The 23,221-nt window shown below is 65.4% G+C and carries 21 protein-coding genes and 4 tRNA genes; 13 read left to right on the top strand and 12 right to left on the bottom strand.

Annotated features, from left to right (window positions below; translation table 11 throughout):
- Nucleotides 1-517 precede the first annotated feature (517 nt).
- From B9N72_RS17365 to B9N72_RS17355, 3 genes are all read left to right on the top strand, one after another.
- Entirely contained in the window at nucleotides 518-1,150 is a 633-nt protein-coding gene (locus tag B9N72_RS17365; RefSeq protein ID WP_085277537.1) for a phosphoribosyltransferase, read from the top strand.
- A 162-nt stretch (nucleotides 1,151-1,312) separates the two neighbouring features.
- Nucleotides 1,313-1,388: transfer RNA gene (locus tag B9N72_RS17360), tRNA-Ala, on the top strand.
- Nucleotides 1,389-1,397: 9 nt separating this feature from the next.
- Nucleotides 1,398-1,473, top strand: a tRNA-Glu gene (locus B9N72_RS17355).
- A gap of 95 nt (nucleotides 1,474-1,568) precedes the next feature.
- Here B9N72_RS17355 and B9N72_RS20920 read toward each other — a convergent pair.
- The gene (locus B9N72_RS20920; protein WP_143477858.1) at nucleotides 1,569-1,754 is read right to left on the bottom strand and encodes a hypothetical protein; all 186 of its coding nucleotides are present in this window, start codon (nucleotides 1,752-1,754) and stop codon (nucleotides 1,569-1,571) included.
- Nucleotides 1,755-2,171: 417 nt separating this feature from the next.
- Here B9N72_RS20920 and B9N72_RS17350 point away from each other — a divergent pair, with 417 nt between their 5' ends.
- From B9N72_RS17350 to B9N72_RS17325, 6 genes are all read left to right on the top strand, one after another.
- Nucleotides 2,172-3,509, top strand: coding sequence for a purine-cytosine permease family protein (locus tag B9N72_RS17350; RefSeq protein WP_085277536.1), 1,338 nt, complete (start codon nucleotides 2,172-2,174; stop codon nucleotides 3,507-3,509).
- Nucleotides 3,510-3,693: 184 nt separating this feature from the next.
- Nucleotides 3,694-5,475, top strand: a complete 1,782-nt coding sequence (capB, locus tag B9N72_RS17345) for a caprolactamase subunit beta (protein WP_085277535.1) — start codon at nucleotides 3,694-3,696, stop codon at nucleotides 5,473-5,475.
- Entirely contained in the window at nucleotides 5,472-7,556 is a 2,085-nt protein-coding gene (capA, locus tag B9N72_RS17340; protein ID WP_085277534.1) for a caprolactamase subunit alpha, read from the top strand. The genes capB and capA overlap by 4 nt, the downstream gene beginning before the upstream one ends.
- A gap of 150 nt (nucleotides 7,557-7,706) precedes the next feature.
- On the top strand, nucleotides 7,707-8,675 hold the full coding sequence (locus tag B9N72_RS17335) for an AraC-like ligand-binding domain-containing protein (protein ID WP_085277533.1): 969 nt from the start codon (nucleotides 7,707-7,709) through the stop codon (nucleotides 8,673-8,675).
- Nucleotides 8,676-8,755: 80 nt separating this feature from the next.
- Nucleotides 8,756-8,831 (top strand) — tRNA-Ala (locus B9N72_RS17330).
- A 59-nt stretch (nucleotides 8,832-8,890) separates the two neighbouring features.
- Nucleotides 8,891-8,966 (top strand) — tRNA-Ala (locus tag B9N72_RS17325).
- A gap of 52 nt (nucleotides 8,967-9,018) precedes the next feature.
- On the opposite strand, the gene B9N72_RS17320 is transcribed toward B9N72_RS17325, so the two are convergent.
- From B9N72_RS17320 to B9N72_RS17300, 5 genes are all read right to left on the bottom strand, one after another.
- A complete protein-coding gene (locus B9N72_RS17320; protein ID WP_085277532.1) occupies nucleotides 9,019-9,699 on the bottom strand; it encodes a hypothetical protein in 681 nt (226 codons plus the stop codon).
- Between the two features lie 166 nt (nucleotides 9,700-9,865).
- Complete coding sequence (gene ribA / locus B9N72_RS17315; RefSeq protein WP_085277531.1) at nucleotides 9,866-10,492, bottom strand: GTP cyclohydrolase II; 627 nt, start codon at nucleotides 10,490-10,492, stop codon at nucleotides 9,866-9,868.
- 154 nt (nucleotides 10,493-10,646) lie between these two features.
- Nucleotides 10,647-11,354: a GAF domain-containing protein gene (locus B9N72_RS17310; RefSeq protein WP_085277530.1), complete on the bottom strand. Its 708-nt coding sequence runs from the start codon at nucleotides 11,352-11,354 to the stop codon at nucleotides 10,647-10,649.
- A gap of 101 nt (nucleotides 11,355-11,455) precedes the next feature.
- A complete protein-coding gene (hslO, locus tag B9N72_RS17305) occupies nucleotides 11,456-12,337 on the bottom strand; it encodes an Hsp33 family molecular chaperone HslO (RefSeq protein ID WP_085277529.1) in 882 nt (293 codons plus the stop codon).
- 5 nt (nucleotides 12,338-12,342) lie between these two features.
- Nucleotides 12,343-12,930, bottom strand: a complete 588-nt coding sequence (locus B9N72_RS17300; RefSeq protein WP_085277528.1) for an Ntn hydrolase family protein — start codon at nucleotides 12,928-12,930, stop codon at nucleotides 12,343-12,345.
- Between the two features lie 239 nt (nucleotides 12,931-13,169).
- Here B9N72_RS17300 and B9N72_RS17295 point away from each other — a divergent pair, with 239 nt between their 5' ends.
- The 4 genes from B9N72_RS17295 to B9N72_RS17280 all read left to right on the top strand — a co-directional run bounded on the left by B9N72_RS17295 (nucleotide 13,170) and on the right by B9N72_RS17280 (nucleotide 18,314).
- On the top strand, nucleotides 13,170-13,964 hold the full coding sequence (locus B9N72_RS17295) for a class II glutamine amidotransferase (protein ID WP_085277527.1): 795 nt from the start codon (nucleotides 13,170-13,172) through the stop codon (nucleotides 13,962-13,964).
- Between the two features lie 131 nt (nucleotides 13,965-14,095).
- Entirely contained in the window at nucleotides 14,096-15,901 is a 1,806-nt protein-coding gene (locus B9N72_RS17290) for a putative nucleotidyltransferase substrate binding domain-containing protein (RefSeq protein WP_085277526.1), read from the top strand.
- Nucleotides 15,901-16,509, top strand: coding sequence for a 3'-5' exonuclease (locus B9N72_RS17285; RefSeq protein WP_085277525.1), 609 nt, complete (start codon nucleotides 15,901-15,903; stop codon nucleotides 16,507-16,509). The genes B9N72_RS17290 and B9N72_RS17285 overlap by 1 nt, the downstream gene beginning before the upstream one ends.
- A 236-nt stretch (nucleotides 16,510-16,745) precedes the next feature.
- Nucleotides 16,746-18,314 (top strand): ArnT family glycosyltransferase, encoded by a 1,569-nt coding sequence (locus tag B9N72_RS17280; protein WP_085277524.1) that lies wholly within the window; start codon nucleotides 16,746-16,748, stop codon nucleotides 18,312-18,314.
- Between the two features lie 162 nt (nucleotides 18,315-18,476).
- Here B9N72_RS17280 and B9N72_RS17275 read toward each other — a convergent pair whose 3' ends face one another.
- The 6 genes from B9N72_RS17275 to baeS form a co-directional block, all read right to left on the bottom strand.
- A complete protein-coding gene (locus B9N72_RS17275) occupies nucleotides 18,477-18,869 on the bottom strand; it encodes an oxidoreductase (protein WP_234986036.1) in 393 nt (130 codons plus the stop codon).
- 102 nt (nucleotides 18,870-18,971) lie between these two features.
- Nucleotides 18,972-19,616, bottom strand: coding sequence for a DUF6515 family protein (locus tag B9N72_RS17270; protein ID WP_085277522.1), 645 nt, complete (start codon nucleotides 19,614-19,616; stop codon nucleotides 18,972-18,974).
- A 30-nt stretch (nucleotides 19,617-19,646) separates the two neighbouring features.
- Entirely contained in the window at nucleotides 19,647-20,219 is a 573-nt protein-coding gene (locus B9N72_RS17265) for a glycine zipper 2TM domain-containing protein (RefSeq protein ID WP_085277521.1), read from the bottom strand.
- A gap of 83 nt (nucleotides 20,220-20,302) precedes the next feature.
- On the bottom strand, nucleotides 20,303-20,959 hold the full coding sequence (locus tag B9N72_RS17260; RefSeq protein WP_085277520.1) for an EF-hand domain-containing protein: 657 nt from the start codon (nucleotides 20,957-20,959) through the stop codon (nucleotides 20,303-20,305).
- 121 nt (nucleotides 20,960-21,080) lie between these two features.
- Entirely contained in the window at nucleotides 21,081-21,767 is a 687-nt protein-coding gene (locus B9N72_RS17255; RefSeq protein WP_085277519.1) for a response regulator, read from the bottom strand.
- 4 nt (nucleotides 21,768-21,771) lie between these two features.
- On the bottom strand, nucleotides 21,772-23,208 hold the full coding sequence (gene baeS / locus B9N72_RS17250) for a sensor histidine kinase efflux regulator BaeS (protein WP_234986035.1): 1,437 nt from the start codon (nucleotides 23,206-23,208) through the stop codon (nucleotides 21,772-21,774).
- Between the last annotated feature and the right edge of the window lie 13 nt (nucleotides 23,209-23,221).

The raw sequence follows: 23,221 nt of genomic DNA, 5'->3' as shown, positions 1-23,221 counted from the left end.
GCGCAAAAGAGGATGCCGTCCTGCGCACCCCGCCAAACCGAAGGCTTTGGCCTAGAACACAACACAACCGATGACAGGGTCATGCTACCGTCTTTGGTAAGCGACTGCCATACTCCAATGTACACATTAATCCCATTGAAACCATTGAAAGCATGCTCTGGCTCATGCCCCCGGTCAGTCATGCCACGGCCAAACGCGCTGCGCTTCTCCGGCGTCGCCACGCCCGACCAAAACACAACCTGCCCGCTCGCCCCAAGTCAAGCACATTGACATGCCTCAGGCCGCAATTCGGTGTGGAACACGACGGGTCTCAGCCATCCGGTGTGCAGTCCGGCTGATCGCCAGTACGGTGTAGTTGGGGCCGCGTGGAGCACGACGAAAAGGTCTATGCTGAATGACGGTATGCAGGTACACCCCGCTGTTGCCGGCCATTACGATTGGCACAGCAGGCAGGCGGATCGCAAAGCCGTTACTGCGTGCGGGCCGATGGCATTGGTGCCGTGCAAGGGAGATAGACATGCGGTTTAGAGATCGCGAGCAGGCTGCGGCACGGCTCGCCTCGCGCTTGGCCAGCTACCACGGCCAGCACCCACTTGTCCTGGCCATCCCCAGGGGGGCAGTCCCGATGGCGGAAATCATCGCGCACGAGCTGGAAGGCGAGTTGGACGTCGTCCTGGTGCGCAAACTGGGGGCACCCTTCCAGCCGGAATTGGCGATCGGCGCGATCGACGAGTCCGGTTGGGCCTACATTTCCGACGTTGCCCGGCTCGCCGGAGCCTCCGCCGAGTACATCGAACAGGAGAAACGGACGCAGCTCGAGTTGCTGCACCAGCGCCGCCAACGCTACAGCGGCTTGGCCGCTTCAGCCGACCCGGCCGGGCGCGTGGTAATCGTCGTCGACGACGGTCTGGCCACCGGCGCCACCATGATCGCCGCCCTGCGGGCGATCCGCACCAAGCAACCGGCGAAGCTGGTCTGCGCCGTACCGGTGGCTCCACCAGACACCCTGGAGCAGGTTTCCACCTACGCTGACGACATGGTGTGCCTGGAGACGCCGCTCAACTTCAGCGCGGTCGGGCAGTTTTACGAACACTTCCCTCAGGTCAGCGACGAGGAAGTGATCGAGATTCTGGAAAAGCAGCACCGCTGAAGCACCCGCGCAGTGTTGCCCGGCCTCATGTCTCCGCGCGCCGGCATCTGGAGATACGCGGGCGGCAAAAATTTTGCATTTTTTGCTTGACCAGAAAAAAGGCTATCGGTATAGTTCGCATCTCTCGCGATGCTTCAAGCAGAACGAGACAGGTTGTTCAGTGGGGGTATAGCTCAGCTGGGAGAGCGCTTGCATGGCATGCAAGAGGTCAGCGGTTCGATCCCGCTTATCTCCACCACGATTTCCTGTCCCCATCGTCTAGAGGCCTAGGACATCGCCCTTTCACGGCGGTAACCGGGGTTCGAATCCCCGTGGGGACGCCAGTTTTGCCGAAAAGCCCGTTGTTGCGACAGCGGGCTTTCTGCATTGGGCTAGGCGTGGCGGCAAAAGATCGTGCACAAACTCCCAAATCTTCGCTTTACGCCGTCGTCGGCAGCCAGTCTTTCAGCGCTTGGGCCACGTGACGCAGTGCCATCTTTCTCGGATGGACCAGATAGTAAACACGCGACAGGACAGCGAGCCGGGGAAAAGCTGGATTAATCGGTTGTTTCAGGCGGCCGACCAGACACTGGCACATCTTCAATCCCGTCTGGTAATGCACCATGCCAAAACCCGTCTATCCGGCCTTCGCATTGCCGGGGCGGATTTGGGGCAGCAACTTCCTGTTCATGAAACAGGCCACCGTATAGATCACCCCGGTACAGGTGGTGTTACTGCGCCCCTTGTTCGGATTCCTGCCGACCTTCACCTTGGCCCTCTATCGCGGCTCCCTGAGTTGGGGGGCATCTGCGCCAGACGTCTCACTTTCTGGCGATGGCCTTGCTGGCGACCTCCCTCTACTATTTTGCCCTTGCCAAGGGGAAAACGCGTCGCCGAAATAAGCCCCGGGCTGGCCGCATGGGTACCTTGCGCTATGCACGGACGGCAGAAAAATCCTGCGCTCCGGTGCTATCAGACCGTCGCCCCGCTTCCTACGATTGCTCCAGGCCTTCACACGGCCACCACTACAAAGGAGACAATTGTGGCAACCCTCATCAAGAATCGCGGCCAGCAGGCCGATCCCGATTTCACGCGCAGTGCCGTCCCTCACGACGCCCGCATGGGCCGCCTCAGCCTCAGCATGGCGTGGTGGTCGGTGTGCAGCGCCATGTTCTGGCTGGTGGTGTCCGCCACGCTGGCCATCAACTACGGCACCGTCAACACGCTGATCGGACTAACGCTGTCGGCGCTGTGCTATAGCGTCGTCAACGCCGTTATCACCCGCTACGCCATTGCCAGCGGCCTGTCGGTGGCGCTGTTCTCGCGCACGCTGTTCGGCCGCAGCGGCTCGTCGCTAGCCACGCTGATCTTCTTTGCCACGGCGATCTACTACGCGGTGTTCGAGGGCTCGGTGATCGCCGTGGCCATTCAGAACTACTTCCCGGCGCTGACACTGGAGCAGGCCTACCTGCTGGTGGTGCTGTACAGCGTGCCGCTGGTGTTCGGCAGTGTGCAACGCTGGCTGGACAAGCTCAACGGCGTACTGCTGCCGCTCTATCTACTGGGTCTCGTGGCCGCTATCGTGTTGACGCTGGGCACCTACGGCTACAGCGACGCCTGGCTGAAACTGGGACCGGCACAGGGGGCGCCGGTCGACGGCTGGTGGCACTGTTTCAGCTACTTCATGGGGGTGTGGATCCTGATGATGTACACGTGGGACTACGCCCGCTTCGGCAAGCGCGAAGATGCTGACTATCACGCCCGCTTCAACTTCGGCCTGCCGTTCTACCTGTTTACCTTCGTCCTCAACGGTGTGGCCGGCATCTACCTGGCGGCCAGCATTCCGTCGAGCAGCGCAGTATCGGAAGTCTCCGTGGTGCTGGCCCTGCTCAAGCTGATGGGCTTTGCCGGCTTGGCCTTCGTCTGGGCCAGCCAGACGCGCATCAACACCGCGAACTTCTATCTCGCCACCGTCAACATGCAGGGTTTCTTCGACAAGGCCTTCGGCCTGCACCTGCCCAAGCCGGCCTGGGGCGTGGTGATCGGGGCGATTGTCTACCTGCTGATGCTGAGCAATGTGTTCAGCTTCATTCTGCAGGCGCTGGCCTACCAGGGCATTTTCGTGGTGGCCTGGGTCGGCATCGCGCTGGCGCACATCCGCCACAGCAAGGTTCTGGCCGATAGTGCCGACAACGCCCCCGCCATACGCCGCGAAGGCATCGTGGCCTGGTTCCTCGCTGCCGGGCTGGGCATTGCCCTGCTGCAACTAGGCGGCACGCTGGCCGGCTTCTCGGCCCCGGTCACGGCCTTGGCGTCGTTTTTCCTGTACCTGCGCCAGAATCAGCGCCAGAACATGCTGGCAGCCAACCCCGGCCAGTAATCATTCCCCACTCCCCCCGTTTCCGTGCTCCTCACTTGCACCTGTCGTTCGCGGCAGGTGTTTTTTTCGTGCTGTGCGCTGCTGAACAAAGCTTGCTGCACTGTCGTGCAAGCCGCTGGGCGGACAAGTTCTTACTGTTACAAACAGGCAAGACGCTGACCTGCCGCAACAAAGGAGAGACACCATGACACAAGTGCATCAAGCCGCGAGCACGATCGACCCGATCACGCTCGCCGTGGTGCGCGGCGCGCTGGAAACGGCACAACGCGAGATGACGTTGACGCTGGAAAAGACCGGCCGCTCCAGCGTATTCAACCTGGCGCACGATTACAGCAATGCGCTCTTCGACCACCTGCCGGAGATGATCCTGCAAGGCCAGGACATCCCGATCCACCTCGGCTCGCTGATCCCGGCGATGAAGGCGGTGGCCGACTACTTCGGCGACGACATCCAAGACGGTGACGTGATCTACCACAACGACCCCGTCTACCAGGGCAGCCACATCCTCGACTGCTGCATGTACAAGCCGGTGTTCTACCAGGGCGAACTGGTATTCTGGACGGTGTGCAAGGGCCACCTGACCGACATCGGCGGCCCGGTTCCGGCCGGCTACAACCCGGCGGCGAAGGAAATCTATGCCGAGGGCCTGCGCATTCCGCCGGTCAAGCTGTGGGACCAGGGCCGGCGCCGCGACGACGTGGTCAACCTGCTGCTGTCGAACATGCGCGCCCGGCGCGACCAGGAAGGCGACCTCAACGCCCAGTTCGGCGCCTGCCGCGTCGGCGAGCGCAACCTGATCGCCCTGCTGGACAAGTACGGCGTGGCCACCGTGCGTGCCGCCATCGCCGAGCTGAAAGACATGGCCGACCGCCATATGCGCTCACTGATCCGCTCCATTCCGGACGGCAGCTACCACGGCGCGGCGGTGCTGGAAGACGCCGGCCATGGCTACGGCGAACTGACCATCCAGGCGCAAATCACCGTGCGCGACGACAGCGTGCACATCCGCGTGCAAAGCCCGCCGCAGATCCCCTACTTCATCAATTCCTACGCCGGCAACTCGATGTCCGGCGTCTACCTGGGGCTGATGATGTTCGCCCAGGTGCCGCCGCCCTACAACGCCGGGCTGTACCGCTGCGTGACGGTGGACCTCGGGCCACAGGGCACGCTGTGCAATGCCGCCGAACCGGCCCCACACGTCAATTGCACCACCACGCCGATGGAAACCCTGACCGACGCCGTGCGCAAGGCGTTCGAGGCGGCGGCACCGGAGCGCGTCACCGCCTCCTGGGGGCACGCCAGCGGCATCAACATCGCTGGCGTCAACCCGGCTACCGGCGAGCAATACGTCACCATGGTGCTGGCCTCGATCATCTCCGGCGCCGGCGCCACCCAGTACATGGACGGCTGGCACGCCTGTGGCCCGCTGTGCTGCTTCGGCGCGCTGAGTTCCGGCGACATCGAGCTCTTGGAGTACGCCTACCCGATCATCATTCATCGCTACGGCCTGATAGAAGACAGCGGCGGTGCCGGCCAGCAGCGCGGCGGCAGCGGTACGGTGTGGGAAGTCGAGCCGATCGGCCACGACATGACAGTGATCGCCTTCGGCGAAGGGCGCCAGATTCCAACCATGGGGGCGGCCGGGGCGCGCGATGTGCTGGTCGACCAAAAGCTCGGCCGGCTGGAAGTGGAACATGACGGCGAATTGACGGTACACCGCCAGAACATCATCACCACGCTCAAGCCCGGCCAGCGTGCCCGCAACGTCAACCCGGGCGGCGGCGGCTTCGGCCAACCCTGGCTGCGTGCGCCGCAGCGGGTACTGGCCGACGTGAAGAACGGCCTGGTCTCGCTGCTGGCCGCCCGTAGCGAATACGGCGTGGTGATCCGCGCCGACCAGCAGGACATCGACGCCGCGGCCACCGCCGCGCTGCGCGAAGAAATGAGCAAAGGAGCACAAGCATGAAACAGCGATTCCGTTTGGGCGTGGACGCCGGCGGTACCTTCACCGACTTCGTGCTGGCCGAGCACAACGGCCCGTTGCGCCTGTTCAAGAGCCCGTCTACCCCGGAGGACGGCACCAAGGCCATCGCCGCTGGACTGCAGCAGATGGCCGAGGCACTGGACATGCCGGTCAGCCAGATCGTGCAGAACTGCGACCTGTGCATCAATGGCACCACCGTGGCGCTGAACGCGCTGATCGAACTCAAGGGCGTCAAGGTGGGACTCTTGTGCACCGCCGGCCATGAAGACAGCATCGAGATTCGCCTCGGCCACAAGGAAGAAGGCTACCGCTACGACGCCAGCTATCCGCCGGCACCGCAACTGGTGCCACGCCACCTGCGCCGCCCGGTACGCGGCCGCATTCTGGCCGACGGCAGCGAACACGAGGCGCTGAACGAGGACGACATCCTGGCCGCGATCGAGCACTTCCGTCGCGAACAGGTGCAGAGCGTGGCCATCTCCTTCGTCTGGTCGGTACGCAACCCGGCGCACGAGGCGCGCGCCCGCGAACTGGTGGAGCAGCACCTGCCCGGCGTGTTCGTGTGCAGCGGCAGCGAGGTTTACCCGCAGGTGCGTGAATACACCCGCACCTCGACCACTGTGGTGAACGCTTACCTGAGCCCGGTGATGGGGCGTTACGTACAGCGCATCGACGCCTTCTTCGCCGAACTGGGCGCCCATAGCCCGGTACGCTACTACCAGTCCAATGGCGGGCTGGCGGTGGGCGACATCATGCGCGAGCGCGCCGTCAACGCCATCAACTCCGGCCCGGCCTCGGCACCGCAGGCCGGGCTTTACATCGCCCGCCCGTTCGGCATCGACAACGTGATCACCGTCGACATGGGCGGCACCTCGTTCGACATCACGTTGGCCAAGGACGGCCAGACCAACCTCAACCGCAACATCGACTTTCTGCGCCACCGCATCGGCGTGCCGATGATTCACGTCGAGACGCTGGGCGCCGGCGGCGGCTCGATCGCCCACATCAACACCTTCGGCATGCTCCAAGTCGGCCCGCACAGCGCCGGCGCCAGCCCCGGCCCGGCCTGCTACGGCAAGGGTGGCGAGCATGCCACCGTGACCGATGCCAACCTGGCGCTGGGCTATTTGCGTCCGGACGCGGTGCTGGGCGGCACCATCCGCCTCGACCAGCCGAAGGCGCGCCAGGCGATTTCGGCCAACGTGGCCGAGCCGCTGAACATCAGCGTGGAGCGTGCCGCCTACGGCATCAGCACGCTGGTCAACCTGAACATGGCCAACGGCATCCGCCGCATTTCCATTGAACAGGGCTACGACCCGCGCGACTTCGCGCTGATCTGTGCCGGCGGAGCCACCGGCATGCACATCACCGCATTGGCCGAAGAACTGGGCATCCACACCGTGCTGGTACCCAAATTTGCCTCCTGCCTGTGCGCCTTCGGCCAGGTGATCTCGGACGTGAAGTACAACTACTTGGCCAGCGCACCGATGCGGCTCGACCGCGAGGCCGATCTCGTCACCCTCAACCGGTTGTTCCGCGAGATGGAAGACAAGGGGCATCGTCATCTGCTGGCCGACGGCTTTGCCCTAGACGACATCCGCGTACACCGCAGCCTGGAAATGCGCTACCTGGGGCAGATTCACGAGTGCACGGTGGACATCGCCAACGGCGTGATCGACGGCGACAGCGTGGACGCCATCCTGCAGGCCTTCCACCGCCGCCACGAGGCGCTGTTCACCTACGCCGAACCCCACAACCCGGTGGAACTGGTCAACCTCGAGTGCACCATCACCGGGCTGGTCGACAAGCCGGCGCTACCGCGGCTGGAAAGCGATGACGACGGCGTGGCACAGGCGCACGACGGCTTCCGCGCCATGCTGTTCGACGCGACCGGCAGTTGGGTGGAAACGCCGGTCTACCGCGGCGAAAAGCTCCGGGCCGGCAACCGCATCGTCGGGCCAGCGGCGATCGAAGAACCGACCACCACGGTAATCATCCGTCCGGGCTGGCAGGCGGTGCTGCACGAATCGGGCAGCTATCAACTCACGCGCTGGGCGGAATAAGCAATGCTATAGTGGTCAATAATCCACGTACTACGTGAGTCGGGCCGGCGACACCGCCGGCCCACCGTACCTTGACGAGAATCGACCAACCGCATGCCACGGCGTGACGGCAGGAAACATCCTGGGACGGGCAAATAGAGGAGGTAACGGATGACTCAGCACTTTTCCACCGGCCATGCCGCGCCGCAAGAACGCCATCGCCTGTGGCAGCACATCATCGGCCAGGCCTATTTCGATCTGCAACTGGACTTTCTCGACGCCGCCCGCTTCGAGGGCTATCTCTCCGACTGGCAGCTTGGCGAGCTTTCCTTGTCACGGCTGAGATCCAGCCCGCTGCGTTACCGCCGGCTACGCGCTCAGCTGAGCGATCTCGACAACGAGCAGTTTCTCATCACGCTGCCGCGCCAGAGTGCGATCCGCTTCAGCCAGATGGGGCGCGATGCCGACTGCCCGCCCGGCAGCTTCATTCTGGAAAGCAGCACCGACCCCTACCAGTTCGAGCATGACCGCCCCAATGCGCTGTGGGTGCTGAAGATTCCCGGCAAGCTGCTGCGCAGCCGGTTGCGCGCGCCGGAACGCTACTGTGCGCTGGCGCTCGACGGCCGTTACGGCATGGGCGCGCTGTTCGCCGATTATCTCAACGCCCTCGGCCAGCGGCTGGAGCAGGGCGACGACTGTCTGCACCCGCTCGTCGGCCTGCAACTCGTCGAGTTGTTCGTCGCCTGTGCCGAAAGCTCTGCCGGCATCCTGTCGTCGCAGGAATCGTCGGTGCGCGCCGCCCATCTGCACCGCATCGAAAACTACGTGCGCCAGCACATCAGCGATATCGGCATCACCCCCGACCAGATCGCGGCAGCCTGCCACATCTCCACGCGCTACCTGCACGCCCTGTTCAAGGACACCGGACAAACCTTCTCGCACTGGCTGCGCGAGCAGCGACTGGAAGGCGCGCGCAAGGCACTGTGCCATCTTGGCAACGGCCACTCGCTGGCGACGCTGGCCTACCAGTGGGGCTTTACCGACCAGTCGCACTTCTCGCGCGTATTCAAGCAACGCTACGGCTGCACCCCGCGCGAGGAGCGTGAACGGCAGCAGGCGCTGCGACAAAAGGCGCATTAACCCCGGGAAGCTTGACGAGGTCTATCGGCTACGTTAAAGTTATCCGCTCTTCACGAGCACCAGCGCACGTGAAGGCCCGTGGGGGTATAGCTCAGCTGGGAGAGCGCTTGCATGGCATGCAAGAGGTCAGCGGTTCGATCCCGCTTATCTCCACCACAATTTCTACCGGTTTGTCTGCCTTGTTCAGCGAGGCGGGCAAAACGAAAAACCGTTCCGGGGGTATAGCTCAGCTGGGAGAGCGCTTGCATGGCATGCAAGAGGTCAGCGGTTCGATCCCGCTTATCTCCACCAAGTCAAAAAACCGACGTCATCGACGTCGGTTTTTTGCTTTTCGCCCTCCGGCTCAAGCCGCCAGCCGCTCGCTCATCTGCAAGCTGTGTTCGATGTCACCGATGCCGGCTGCCTGTTCCAGTACATGCCAGCCCTGAACCAGCGCGTGGATGAAGCGCACGCCGGCAACGACGTACGCCACGTCCTGGCGCTCTTCCTCCTCCAGGCGGTTGCCTTGCTGGCGCGCCACGGCGCGGCGTTCCCTGGCCGGGGCCGCGACACGTTCATCCGTCACCGTCGCCGGAGCGGCATCGGCGACCGCCTGCCGGCCACGGCTGTAGAGCCGGTAAGGCAGTGGCCATTCGTCCACCGCCGGCGCCATCCTCCCGGTCAGCTCCATCACCACCTGCCCCAGTTCCACCGTCAGTTGGTAGAGCGCCTGCACCAACGGCAGGCGATCGCGCACGGCCGACAGCAACGCCTCCTCGCGCAACAGCTCCACCCGACGGCGCAGAAACTTGAGCTTGCCGCGCGCCAGCGCTCGCGCCTCCTCGTCCTGCCCCTGGCGGGCCCGCTGCGCCAGCTCGTCCAGGTACTGTGCCCACTGCCGGTACTCCGCGACGGTCTGGCTGAACACTTCGGCGGGCAGCGCGGCCACACCCTGCCCCTCTGGGCGGGGCGGCAGGTAGACATCCTGCTCCCGAGCACCGTACGGCACATCGAAATGCACGCTCATTTTCGGGGTGACCCTCATGTCGCGCCCTCCCTTCCACATTACCGGTAGGACAACCCCCACCCCGGCTTGTTCGCCGTCAGCCTCGCCCCCTTTTCCTTATGAACCATAGCCCACCGTGACGTCCCGGCCAAAAAAACAGGGCCGCGCCAGAATGGCGCGGCCCTGTTTCGTTCGGCGGGGTTGCTCAGAGTCCGTGGAACAGGTGCCCCAGCTTGGCGGCCTTGGTATCCAGATAACCGTCGTTGTGGGGATTGCGGCCCACCATCAGCGGCACGCGCTCGACGATCTCGATGCCGGCATCGCGCAGCGTCTGCAGCTTGCGCGGGTTGTTGGTCATCAACCGCACCCGACCGATGCCTAGCTCGTCGAGCATGTCGCGGGCGATGCCGAAGTCGCGCATGTCGGCCGGGAAACCCAGCTGTTCGTTGGCCTCGACGGTATCGGCGCCGCCATCCTGCAGGCGGTAGGCACGGATTTTGTTGATCAGGCCGATGCCGCGACCCTCCTGGCGCAGGTACAAGAGCGCGCCGCGGCCTTCGCGGGCGATGGCTTCCAGCGCCGCTTGCAGCTGGAAACCACAGTCGCAGCGCAGCGAGAACAGGCCGTCGCCGGTCAGGCATTCGGAATGCAGGCGCGCCAGCACCGGCTCACCGTCGGCGATATCACCCATGGTCAGCGCGACATGCTCACGGGTACCCGCCACTTCCTCGAAGCCGTGCATGGTGAACTCGCCCCACGGCGTGGGCAGGCGACAACTCGCCACGTGGGCGACAGCCGCCAGCTGTGGCGGTGCGCTTGCTTCAATCGACATCATCACTCCACATCAAAAACCGGCCGCTTCGGCCAACAGCCCTTGCGGCAGGCAAAACCTGCGCGCCGAAACGGGCAGGTGGATCTTCTCCGGGATGGTCGGATGCTACTCCGCCCACACGACGAGAGAAAGTAAAAGGTTTTAATCGGCCCGATCAATTTTCTTCAACGAGCGGCAGCCCGGCGAGCGGGCTGGCCAGCACCAGCGCCAGCGCCGCGAGCCAAACCTGGCGCTCGGGGGTGAAGAAGCCCGCCTCGGACGACTCGGCGTCGATGATGCCGAGCACCACGCCCTCTTCGTTCAGCACCGGCAGGCAGACCTCGCTTTTCACCTTGGGATCGCACTCGTAATAGCTGCCGCCCATGTCGCGCCAAGCCGTGATGTCGTCGATCACGACGCCCCAGCCGGTCAGGCCGACCCGGCTGTTGTTGCTGCCGGCGGCAAAGCTTTCGGTCAGCGGGAATTCGGCCCGGCTGGGCGCGCCACGGTAGGCCAGCTTGACGAGGCGGGCCTGTTCCTTGCTGCCGATCACGCGGTAGATGCCGAGCCAGTCGGCGCCGACACGGCTGTTGGTCGAATCGACCAGCGCGTGCAGGTCGTTGAGTGCCCCGCGCGCTTCGGCACTTTCGCCACCGAACAGCGGCGACAGGTCGTAGGGCTCGGCGGCGAGTTCATCGACCAGCGAGCAGGCACCATCGTCGCTCAGCAGCGGCACAGGGTAGCGGAACAGGTCGGTACGGGGCGCGGGCTTGTCGACGCTGAGCACGGCACCCAGCGTCAAGGCGGCGATCTGGAGTTCCACCTTGTCGAGCGGCAGCGATTGTTCCTTGAGATAGGCGGCCAGACGGCTGGCAGGGATCATGGGTATTCCTTGAACGGCGCCGGTATCGTGGCCGGCACCCAAAACGGCAAAAGCGGTAAACAGGACCAACGGACCCGAGCGTTGCCGGGGGCGGCAACGGCTCAGTGGCGGGATTCGCGCACTGCGGCCATCACGTCATACTCGAACAGGGCATTGACGTCCTCTTCATCGAAGACATAGTGCTGGTTGCAGAAGTCGCAGGCGATTTCGACGCTGCCTTGCTCCAGCACCACATCGGCCACTTCCTGGCCCCCCAGCATCTTGAGCATGCCGCCGACGCGCTCGCGGCTGCAGGTGCAGGCAAACGACACCGGTTCGGCGTCGAACACGCGCACGGCTTCCTGATGATAGAGGCGGAACAGGATGTCGTCGGCGGACAGGGACAGCAGTTCGTCGTGCTGCAGGGTTTCGGCCAGGGTCAGCACGTGCGGCCAGCCTTCGGCATCGCCATGGCCCTCGGGCAAGCGCTGCAGCAGCAGGCCGGCGGCGGTGGACTCGTTGGCGGCCAGGATCAGGCGGGTGTCGAGCTGCTCGGAGCGGCGCATGTAGTTCTCCAGCATCTGGCCGATGCTGTCGCCCTCCAGCGCCACGATGCCCTGCCAGGTCTGCGCCTTGTCGACGCGCGGCTCCAGCGTCATGACGAACTTGCCGCCCTCGCCCAGCAGCTCGGCGAGCGACAGGCCTTCGTCGAGCGCCTCATCGAACTTGGCGGTGGCGCGCACGGTACGGTCGTTGTTGCACTCGACCACGGCCAGGCGCAGCGGACCGGCGCCATGAATCTGCAAGATCAGCGTGCCGTCGAACTTGAGGTTGGCCGCCAACAGCACCGCGGCCGCCATCATTTCGCCCAGCATGGAGCGCACCGGCAGCGGGTAGCGGCGCCGCGCCAGGACCTGTTGCCAGGCGCCGTCGAGCCGCACCAGCGCGCCGCGCACCGGGGCGCCGTCGAACAGGAAGCGTTGCAGGGTGTCGTGTTGGGTCATGCTGTTCAGTCCTTGGCCACCGCAATGGCCGTATCAATCGTGTAAAGGGTCATCGGCAGCGAGGAGCTGACGTCGAACTCGCAGCCGGCCTGGATGCCGATGCGGGCAATCTCTTCGGCGCTCAGGTCCTGCTCGTAGGCCACGTACATCGCCCCCATGGCGAACTTGCGCCCCGAGCCGATGGCCCAGAAGCGCGAGAATTCGTATACCTCGCGCATCGGGTAGACGCCGAAGATGCCGTGCACATTGGCCACCACCACCATCATCTGGCTCGACTCGTAAGGGTCGTCCTCTTCCTCTTCCGGGCGCAGGTAGAACTGTTCCTTGAGTTTAGGATGCAACTTGCGGAAGGTGTCGAACAGGCCCTGGCGCGAGCTGAAGTCCTTGTTGTGGACGCCCTTGAGCACGCTCTGCAACACCAGGTCGTGCGCCGCCGAGCCGGCGATCGCCAGGTAGCTGTCGCCCTGGCGGAAGATTTTGTTGTGATGCGGGTCGTAGCCGGCGAGCAGCTTCTGGTCGTCGCCGAAGGTGGTCTGACTGTCGGCCGCGATGGCGATCTGCGAGCCTTTTTTTACCACCACGATCGTCGTCATGTTCGCGTCTTTTCCAGGAAAACAAGGCAGATGGGGATTTTCTCACAAAACGCAAGGCTGCCGCTCTGCCATGATGGCGCTCGCCGGCCGAAAAGCACGCAGGAACCGCGAGGCCAGGGACGCACCGGCCGCGTCTGGCGCGGCGCGGACTAACATGAAACAATGAATCCTGTTCGGCCGGACCGTCCCGTGCGGGTCGGGTCACTCGCCGTCGTCAACGCTCAACCGGATCGACCGCCATGTGCCAGCTCTTGGGCATGAACTGCAATACCCCCACCGACATCATCTTTTCCTTCGAAGGCTTTCACCGCCGCGGCGGCCTGACCGACCATCACGCCGACGGCTGGGGCATCGCCTTCTTCGAGGGCAAGGGCTGCCGCGTGTTCCTGGACGACAAGCCCTCGGTCGAATCGCCGGTGGCGGCGCTGGTGCGCCAGTACCCGATCAAGTCGGAAAACGTCATCGCCCACATCCGCAAGGCCACCCAGGGGGTGGTCAACCTGGCCAATACCCATCCCTTCATGCGCGAGATGTGGGGCCAGTACTGGATCTTCGCCCACAACGGCAACCTCGAAAACTTTGCGCCGCCGCCTGGCCGCCACTACAACCCGGTGGGCTGCACCGACTCGGAACGCGCCTTCTGCTACATCCTGGAAGCCCTGCGCCAGAAATGGTCACAGCCGCCGGGCGTGGAGGAGTTGTTCGCGGAAGTCCGCAGGTTGGCCGAAGAACTCCACACCAAGGGGGTGTTCAACTTCATGCTGAGCAACGGCGAGCTGCTGTTCGCCCACTGCTCGACCAAGTTGCACTACATCGTGCGCCAGGCGCCGTTTCCTACCGCCCACCTGGTGGACGACGACGTGACGGTCGACTTCTCCACCGTCACCACCCCGCGCGACCGCGTGGCAGTTATCGCCACCGTGCCGCTGACCGACAACGAGCACTGGACCGCGCTGGCGCCGGGCCAACTGACGCTGTTCCGCGACGGCACGCCGTTGCTGACGGCGACCTCCCCGCCGGCCACCACGCGCTGAGACGGCAGCGGCGCCACGCCGCCAACACCTCAGGGCGGCAAGGCGTTATGCTATCGCTATAGCCCTACCCCAAGCATGGATAAACCGGGTGGTACGTTGGCCGAAGCCAGTGCCCGGAACGCGGAGCCCGCATGAGCCGTTTCGACTTCACCCATCCGCCGTTCGACTGCCTCAGCGCTGCCGAACGGGATACGCTGGAAGCCAGCGCCGACATCGTGTGCTACGGCGATGACGAACAGATCATGGCGCCGGGCGTGCCGGTCGACACCCTGTTCGTGGTGCTCAAGGGACTGGTGCGCGAGATGGCCGGGGACGAAGTCATTGCGGTCTACCGCGAGCGCGATGCCTTCGACGCCCGCGCTCTGGTAGCGGGGCACACCGCGCACCGTTTCGTGGTGCACGAGGAAGCGCTGGTCTACGCCCTGCCGCGCGCCACGCTGCTGGCGCTGACCGAACAGAACGCGCGCTTCGGCGCGTTTTTCTACGCCAGCGTCTCGCAGAAGTTCGGCGCGCTGGCCGAACGCAGCGGCAACCGCGAATGGCAGACGCTGCTCACCGCGCGGGTGCGCGACGTCTACGCCAAGAAGCCGCTGTTCCTCGACGGCGAAGACAGCGTGCTGGATGCCGCGCGGCTGATGAAGCAGCACAAGGCCAAGTCGATCCTGGTACGTCATGGCCGGCGCGTCGGCATCTTCACCACCAGCGATTTTCGCGACCTGATCATCGACGGCACACCACCCGATACCTCGCTCGGCACGCTGTGCCGCTTCGACCTGATCTGCAGCGAGCTCGACGACTACCTGTTCAACGCCCTGCTCACCATGACGCAGCAGAACATCCAGCGCGTGGTGGTGACCGAGTCCGGCACCCCGGTCGGCATCCTGGAGCAGGTCGACCTGCTGTCCTACTTCTCCAACCACTCTCACCTGATCGCCCAGCGCCTGGAACAGGCGGACTCGCTCGACGAGCTGGCCGACATCGCGGCGCAGATCACGCGGCTGGTGGAGATACTGACCGGGCACGGCGTCAGGGCCGTCCAGCTGGGGCGGCTGGTGCAGACGCTGAACGCCCGGCTGTTCGAACGCAGCTGGCAACTGCTCGCACCTGCCGAGCTGATCGCCAACAGCTGCCTCCTGGTGATGGGCTCGGAGGGGCGGGGCGAACAGATTCTCAAGACCGACCAGGACAACGCGCTGATCCTGCGCGACGGCTACACCTGCCCGGAGCTGGAAAGCGTCTGCCAGGCGTTCTCCGACGCACTGGCCCGCTTCGGCTACCCGCCGTGTCCGGGACGCATCATGGTCAACAACCCGGATTGGCGTCTGTCCGAGAGCGCCATGCGCGACCGCCTCTACCACTGGGTTTACCTGCCGGATCGCGACGCCCAGCTCAACCTGGCCATTTTCGTCGACGCCGAGGCCGTGGCGGGCAATGCGGCCCTGCTGGAGCGCTGCCAGGATTACCTGCAACAGCTGCTGCGCGACGACGACAGTTTCTATCACCGCTTCGCTCGCGCCATCGAGCAGTTCGACACCCCGCTCGGGCTGTTCGCGCAATTACTGACCCGGCAACAGGACGGCCAGGCCATGCTCGACCTGAAAAAGGGCGGCATCTTCCCGGTCGTGCACGGCGTGCGCGCGCTGGCGCTGCAGTACGGGCTGAAGGAGCGCAACACCTTCGAGCGGCTGGCGCGGCTCGCCGAAAGCGGCCGCCTCGACAAGGAGCTGGCCGGCGACGTGGCCGAGGCGCTGTCCTTCCTGTTGCAGCTGCGTCTGGGCCAGGGGCTCGCGGCGTTGGCCGAAGGCCGGCCGAGCGGCAACCTGATCAGCCCGGCCCGCCTGTCGACGATGGAGCGCGATCTGCTGAAGGACGCGCTGGGCGTGGTCAAGCGCTTCAAGACCATGCTGCGCCACCACTTCCGGCTGGGCAGCCTGTGATGCTGGCGCGTTGGCAGCGCCGGCTCGCCGTCCGGCAACTGAAGGACCCGGCCTACCGCCGGCTGTTCGAGGAAACCTCGGACGACATGATCAGCCTCGCCTGCAACACCACCAGCCTTGACGTCGCCGAGGCCGAGCTGCTCACGATCGGCGCGGTGCGGCTGAGCGGGAACCGCATCGTGACGAGCGAGGCGCTCGACCTGCTGGTGAAACCCGGCCGCCCGCTGACGCGCGAGCGCGTCGGCGCGCACGGCCTGCGCCCGCGCGATCTGTCCGACGGGCTGGACGCGGAGGAGGCGGTACGCCGCCTGCTCGATTTCATCGGCGGGCGGCCCGTGCTGGGGTATTACCTCGAATTCGACATCGCCGTGCTCGACAAATACCTGCGCCCGCTGCTGGGCATCGGCCTGCCCAACCGCCAGATCGAGATTTCCGGGCGTTACTACGACTACAAGCTCAGACAGCAGCCGAACAGCCGCGTCGACCTGCACCTGGCCGCACTGATCGATGACCTGGGCGTTCCCGCGCTGCCGCGCCACGACGCGCTCAACAAGGCCATCACCGCGGCCATGCTCTACCTCGCGCTCAAGCGTCGCGGCTTCGGTTGAATCGGGGGCCGCCCGGGCCGCAGGCCCCCATGCGGCGGCGAGCTCGGTCCGGTACATTGCACCCCTGATGTGGCGCCCCCACGGGCGCCATGCCGCACCGGCCATTTGGCCAGCTTAAGATTGCCATCAGCTACCACCGTAAAATAGCTAGCCGGCACCATGCCGGCGACTGCGAACATGAATTCCTGTTTGTCTCGCCCTGCCACCCAAGCCCCCTAGACCTCGGAATGATTTGGATGGAAAAGACAGACAACTGGCTGACGCAACGCTTGAGTGGCGCCACCTTCATCGCCCTGCTGCTGGGCGTCGTGCTGTGGCTCGGCTTTTCGATCGGACTCCGTCCGCTGACCCTGCCGGACGAGGGGCGCTACGTCGGCGTCGCCTGGGAAATGCTGCGCGCCCACAACCTGTCGGTGCCGCTGCTGGACGGTCTGCCCTACTTTCACAAACCCCCGCTGTTCTACTGGCTGACCGCCTTCAGCCTGAAGCTGTTCGGGCTGCATGAATGGAGTGCGCGGCTCGCGTCGGTCTCTGCCGCGGCCCTGGTGGTCCTCGCCCTGTGGCTCTTCGTGCGCCGCCACCGCGGCTCCAGCGTGGCCACGGCCACCGCGATCGTGCTGACGACCCAGCCGTTCTTCTTTGCCGGCGCCCAGTTCGCCAACCTCGACATGCTGGTGGCCAGCCTGATCGGGCTCACCATCCTTGCCGCCGCCGAAGCCGTGCTGCGCGCCGAACAGGGCCGGCCCTACCGGAGCATGCTCGCCGCCGCCTACGCCATGGCGGCGCTGGGCGTGCTCGCCAAGGGCCTGATCGGCATGGTCCTTCCCGGCGCGGTACTGCTGGGCTGGCTGCTGGCGCGCGGCCGCTTTGCCTCCGTGCGCTACCTGCTCTGGTGGCCCGCGCTGTTACTGTTCTTCGCCCTCGGCCTGCCCTGGTTCTGGTCGATGCAGCAGAAGTTCAGCGGCTTTTTCGACTACTTCATCGTTTACCACCATTTCAAGCGTTTTGCCGAAAGCGGCTTCAACAACCCGAAGCCGCTCTGGTTCTACGTGCCGGTCGTGCTGTTACTGTGCGCACCGTGGTCGCCGTGGTGCTGGCGCGCCCTGAAGCGAAGCTACTGGTCCGACCCGGTGCAGGGTGATTTGCGCCGCCTGATGGGGGTGTGGTTGCTGGTGATCCTGGTCTTTTTCTCGCTGCCCAGCTCCAAACTGGTCGGCTATATCTTCCCGCTGCTGCCCCCGTTTGCCTTCCTGATCGCCGAACCGTTTGCCGAGTGGATGCAACAAGGCGATGGAAAAACGGCCCGCCGTTCCTTCGTCGTCAGTACCGTGATCGCAATGATTGTTTGCATCGGGGCCGTGGTCGCCGTGTCCCGCCACGAGGGCGGCTCGGCCAAGCCTCTGGCGGGCCGGATGGCCGCCGCCTTCCAACCGGCAGACGAGGTCGTGATGCTGGACAAATTCCAGTTCGACTTGGCGTTCTATCTGCCCATGCCCCGTCCCGCCGTGGTCGTCAGCAATTGGACCGATCCGGAGCTTCCCCGCCGCGACAACTGGCGCAAGGAACTGTTCGACGCCGGCCGATTCGATCCGCTTGCCCAGCAGCAGGTGCTGCTGACCCCGGCACAATGGCGCACCAGCCTGTGCCGGCCGCGCACCCACGCGGTCTGGGTGTGGGCCTCGCCCGCCGCCGCTGCGGCATTCCCATTCCTGGCCAGCCAGCCAGCGTTCGCGCGCGACGGCGACATCACGGTGTGGTCTTTGCCGGCAGGCTTCGTCCCGCCCGCCCCGACCTGCCAGGGATGATGCCTCCGAGGGCTACGCCGGTAGCGGGGAGAGGTGCGTGTGGCCAGGCCTCCACGCACGGCAGCGGCCCACGCTCGGGAGCACCGGCGTAAAAAAAAAAGACCGGGGATCGTCTGATCTCCCGGTCAAGCTCTCGTTTCTGCAATTCTGCTATCGGCGTGCTCAGTAAGCCTGCTCGCCGTGGCGGGTTTCCACATACTTTCCGGCGCACAGCGACAGCATCAGCAAGGCTACCCGTTCGTGCACGATGACCGTGTGCTGGTTGCCGGAAAACTGCATGAAGCGCCGCAGGTCGTCGCGGACTTTGCGCGAGCCGGTCATGTCGATGATGATGTCGACGCGGCTGCCCTGCTCGGCGATCTCGATGAAATTGCGAGTAACCGGCACCCCGTGCTGGCGCGCCAGGTCGATGCCGGGCAATTCCAGATTGAGGTCGGCCACGCCCACCACTTCGACAAAGGGCGCGCTCAGCAACTGCTGCAACAACGGCGTGCCGGTTTCGCCGGCCCCGATCACTCCTAGCGTGATTTTCTTCACTTGCCCCTCCGTGGTCATGCCAAAATCCTGCATGGCCGCTACTGTAGCAACAATCCGCCTCCCTCTTTCTTGAGCCACATCAATCCATGCCCACTCTGCGCTCGGGACACCCCGCTTCGGTCAGCGCACGGTGTAGTGGCGGCCTTCCAGGCAAGCCCCCATGGCCCGCCGGTATTGATCCCGCAGCGCGAGCGCATCGCGCGCATCGACACCGCCCTCGGGCAAGGTCGGATCGTAGCCGGTCTGGCCGCGCGCCCAGCGGTGGCATTCGTAGCGGTCGCGCGCCTGTTGCTGCTCGTCCTGGCCGCGATTCGGATAGATGAACAAATCGGTGCTATCACGCACGGACGACGAACCGGACGGGCCCTGCCCGAGCGGCGGGTCCACCACCACGTAGCCATCGCTGCGCTGCACGTAGTAGACGTCGTTGGCGAGGTAGTAGGTCACGCCACCGATCAGCAGCGTGGTGTAGAGCAGCGGCAGCACCGGCACCCACACGCCGCGCGGCGGCGACACGACCACGTAGCCGCGCCCGCGCGGGCGGTACCAGAAACCGTCGTAATAGTGATAGCGCACCCCGCCGTGTACGACGGCATGCCCGCCGCCCGGCAGCGAGCCGACGAAGGCTCCCCGCGCCGGAAATGCCGGACGGGCCACCGTCACCACCGCGCCTTCCCACTGCGGAGGAGCGGCCAGCGCGGGCGGGACGGCCAGCAGCAGGCCAAGCAGAAGGGAGGCCGGGACGGCGAGATGGACGAATTTCATGATGGCGACTCCGCGATCAGTCGGCGTTTCCTAGCGCACGGTATAGCCCCGCGCTTCCAGGCAGGCCGAGATGGCCCGCCGATAGGCATCCGCCTGTTGCTCCAGCATGGCCTGCTGGCGTTGCTCCTGGGCGGCGTAGGCCTGTTCCATGCGCTGCGCCTGTTCCGCCCGTGCGGTGTCGGACATCGCGCCGGCCACGGCGCCGATCGTTGCACCCACCAGCGCGCCCTCGGCGCCCCGATGCGGCCTGGCCACCGCGGCCCCCACCAAAGCCCCGGTCACCGCCAGGGCCGCAGTATCATGGCCGGGGCCCCCGGCCGGCACCACCCGTACCGACGGGGAGCCTACCGCATGCGGCAGGCTCGGATCGAAGCCGCTCTGCCGCACGGCCCACTGGTGGCATTCGTAGCGGTCGCGATCCTGCAGCCCTTCGCTCTGGCCGGAACGGGGGTAGAACACCACCTCCCTTGGCGGCGGCACGACCGCCTCGGGTGCGCTACGGGGCATGCTGTAGGGACGCGCAGGCGCCACCACGCAGCCGGTCAGGCTCAGCACCAACAGCGTCGCCACGGCGCCGACCCGATGCGGGACAACATTCGACATGGTGAACTCCTTTTCCCCGGCGGCCACGCCGGGACCGACAGGACACGGCACGGCTCTTGCCGCGCCCCGTGCGCAAACCACGCTCAGCGACCGCAGTCCTCCGGACGCGGCCCAGCGGCGGCGCGCAGCTCGTCCTTGCTCAGAAAACCGTCCTTGTTGGTGTCGGCGCGTTCGAATGCCGCCTTGACCTCGTCCAGGCTCAGCTTGCCGTCGCCGTTGCTATCCAGCTTGGCGAAGAACGGCGCGTGCTCGTGCTCACGCCCCGGCTCGTGGCGGAAATGTTCGCGCATCGCCTGGCGCAGTTCGTCGCGGCTGAGCTGGCCATCGTGGTTGAGATCCAGCTTGGCAAAGTCTTCGGCCAACCTCGGCATGCCGGCACGGGCCTCTTCCAGGCTTAGCTGGCCGTCACCATTCTTGTCGGCTTGGGCGAAACACTGCTGGAAATGGCGGCGACCGTGGTGCCGCTGCGCGAAGCGTTCGTGCATGAAGCGATGCAGCTCGTCCCGGCTGAGCTGGCCATCGTGATTGGTATCGGCCTTGTCGAAATCGGCCGCCAGACGGGGCCACGCCGCTTGCACCTCGTCACGGCTGAGCTGGCCGTCGCCGTTCTTGTCGGCTTGCGCGAAGCGCGCCGCCGGCCCGTCCATCGGCCCCTCCTTGGGGGCGGCGCCAGTGGCCGCGGCCAATGCCGAAGCGCTCACCACGGCCATGATCAGTGTCAGTGCGACTTTCCGTTTCATTGCAATCTCCCTGTGAATATAGATGGCCTCGCCACCATCCGATGAAGAAAGCGTAAGCCGCAAATGTCAGGGAACTGGAGAGAAAGCGTGGAGAAACGGTGAAGCAAGTGTTAGGGCGTGTTCACAATTCCAGCTTGTAGCCGACGCCGTACACCGAGCGGATCAGCTCCTGCTGCGGCGCCGCCTGCTCCAGCTTGCGGCGCAGGTTCTTGATGTGGCTGTCGACGGTGCGGTCGGTCACCACGCGATGATCGGCGTAGAGGTGATCCAGCAACTGGTCGCGCGAGAACACCCGCCCCGGCATGGAGGCCAGCGTGCGCAGCAGGCGGAATTCGGCCGGGGTCAATTCCAGCCGCCGCCCCTGCCACGAGGCCTGATAGCCCTCTTCGTCGATCGTCAGCCCGGCATCGGCCGGCAGCGCACCATGGCGCTGGCTGCGGCGCAGGATGGCCTTGACCCGGGCCACCACTTCGCGCGGGCTGTACGGTTTGCAGATATAGTCGTCGGCGCCCAGCTCCAGGCCAAGCAGACGGTCGATCTCCTCGACCCGGGCGGTAACCATGACGATCGGCACGTCGCTGAAGGCGCGCAACTCGCGGCAGATATCGAGGCCGTCGCGGCCGGGCAGCATCAGGTCGAGCAGGATCAGGTCCGGCAGGCGGCGCCGCACCTCGGACACCACGGCCAGGCCATCCGCCAGGCAGGCGGTCTCGAAACCGGCCGCCGTGAGGTAGTCCGCCAGCAGGCGCGACAGTTTGGGTTCGTCCTCGACCACGAGGACGTAGGCTGACTTGGGAGACGGGTTCATGCTCTCAACGCATCCGTAGGGGGAAAGTCAGGGAAATCCACAGCCCGCCCAACGGCGACGGGCGGGCCTCGATCGTACCGCCATGCGCCTCGACGATGCTGCGGCACAGTGCCAGGCCGAGGCCGGCCCCGCCGCTGGCGCGGTTGCGCGAGCCCTCCACCCGGTACAGCCGCTCGAACAGCCGAGGCAAGGCATCGGACGGTACCGCCGGTTCCGAGTCCTGGAAATCGATACGCAGGCACTCGCCGTCGCGGCTGACGCTCACCCGCAGCCGCCCGCCGCGATCGGTATAGCGCACCACGTTTTCCAGCAGGTTGTTGAACAGCTGCAACAGGCGCTGCGGGTCGGCCTCGATGGTCCAGCCGCCCCCCTGGGGGAGGCGCGTTTCGAGGCGGATGGACTGGCCCTGCAGGCGCTCGCCGAAAGCGTTCAGGGCCTGTTGCAGGACGTCCGCCGGATCGAACACCTCCATGTGGTAGCTCAGCGCCCCGACATCGGCCAGCGACAGCTCGTACAGGTCGTCCACCAGCTTGCTCAACGTGGAGACCTCGGCCTGCAGCGACTTGAGCGCCTCCGGCGTCGGCGTGCGCACGCCGTCCTCCATCGCCTCAAGTTCCCCGCGCAGCACCGCCAGCGGTGTGCGCAGCTCATGCGAGATATCCGCCATGAAGTGGCGACGCATCTGCTCGTTGTTTTCCAGCACCCGCGCCAGGCGGTTGAAATCGCCCGCCAGTTGGCCGAGCTCGTCGCGCGAACTGGCCTGCACCCGGGTGCTGTAGTCGCCAGTCGCCAGCTCATGCAGCGCCGCCGCCAGGCGCTTGACCGGCACCAGCATGACACGCGCCAGCAGCATCGCCACCGCAGCCGCCAGCAACACGCCCAGCACTGCGAACAGCCAGCCGGCCTTGAGCTGGCCTTCCTGGAAACGCAGGTCGGCGGCGTTGGTCAGGCTGCTGACCGGCACGCTAACCAGCCAGCCGACCGGACGCCCGTCCAGCTGCAGTGCGGTGCGGGTGGCGTCAGAAGGCCAGTTGGGCGCGCCCGCCACCACGTGCCCGTCGGCGGCCAGCAGCGTCAGCGGCGGCAGGGGCAGACGGAATCCTGGGTGTGGCGGGTGGTCCGGCCGTCCTGGCGCTCGCTCGGGGTGGACCTCGGCGCGCACCAGCCGGCGCCACAAGCGCTCGTTGCCCTCCAGAAAGGCCCAGCTGCCCTCCTCGCGGTAAGCCTCGACCAGGCTCGTTTTCAGGGTTTCCAAGCGCTGGGCGTCACGCTGGCTGACGTAATCGAGAAATCCCTGCTTGAAACTCAGGCGGCTGGCGGCGCCGATGGCCAACGCCACCACCACGCAGCAAAACAGGATGGCGAAAAACAGTTTGGAAGTGATGCCGAGCTTCATAAAGGCGTCCGGCGGCAGCGCCGCCTCGGGTCGGAATGGCATCATTGTGGAAACAGCC

It is taken from the genome of Pseudogulbenkiania subflava DSM 22618 (genome assembly GCF_900177275.1).
Classification (GTDB): domain Bacteria; phylum Pseudomonadota; class Gammaproteobacteria; order Burkholderiales; family Chromobacteriaceae; genus Pseudogulbenkiania; species Pseudogulbenkiania subflava.
This window is presented reverse-complemented; position numbering and strand designations above follow the sequence as displayed.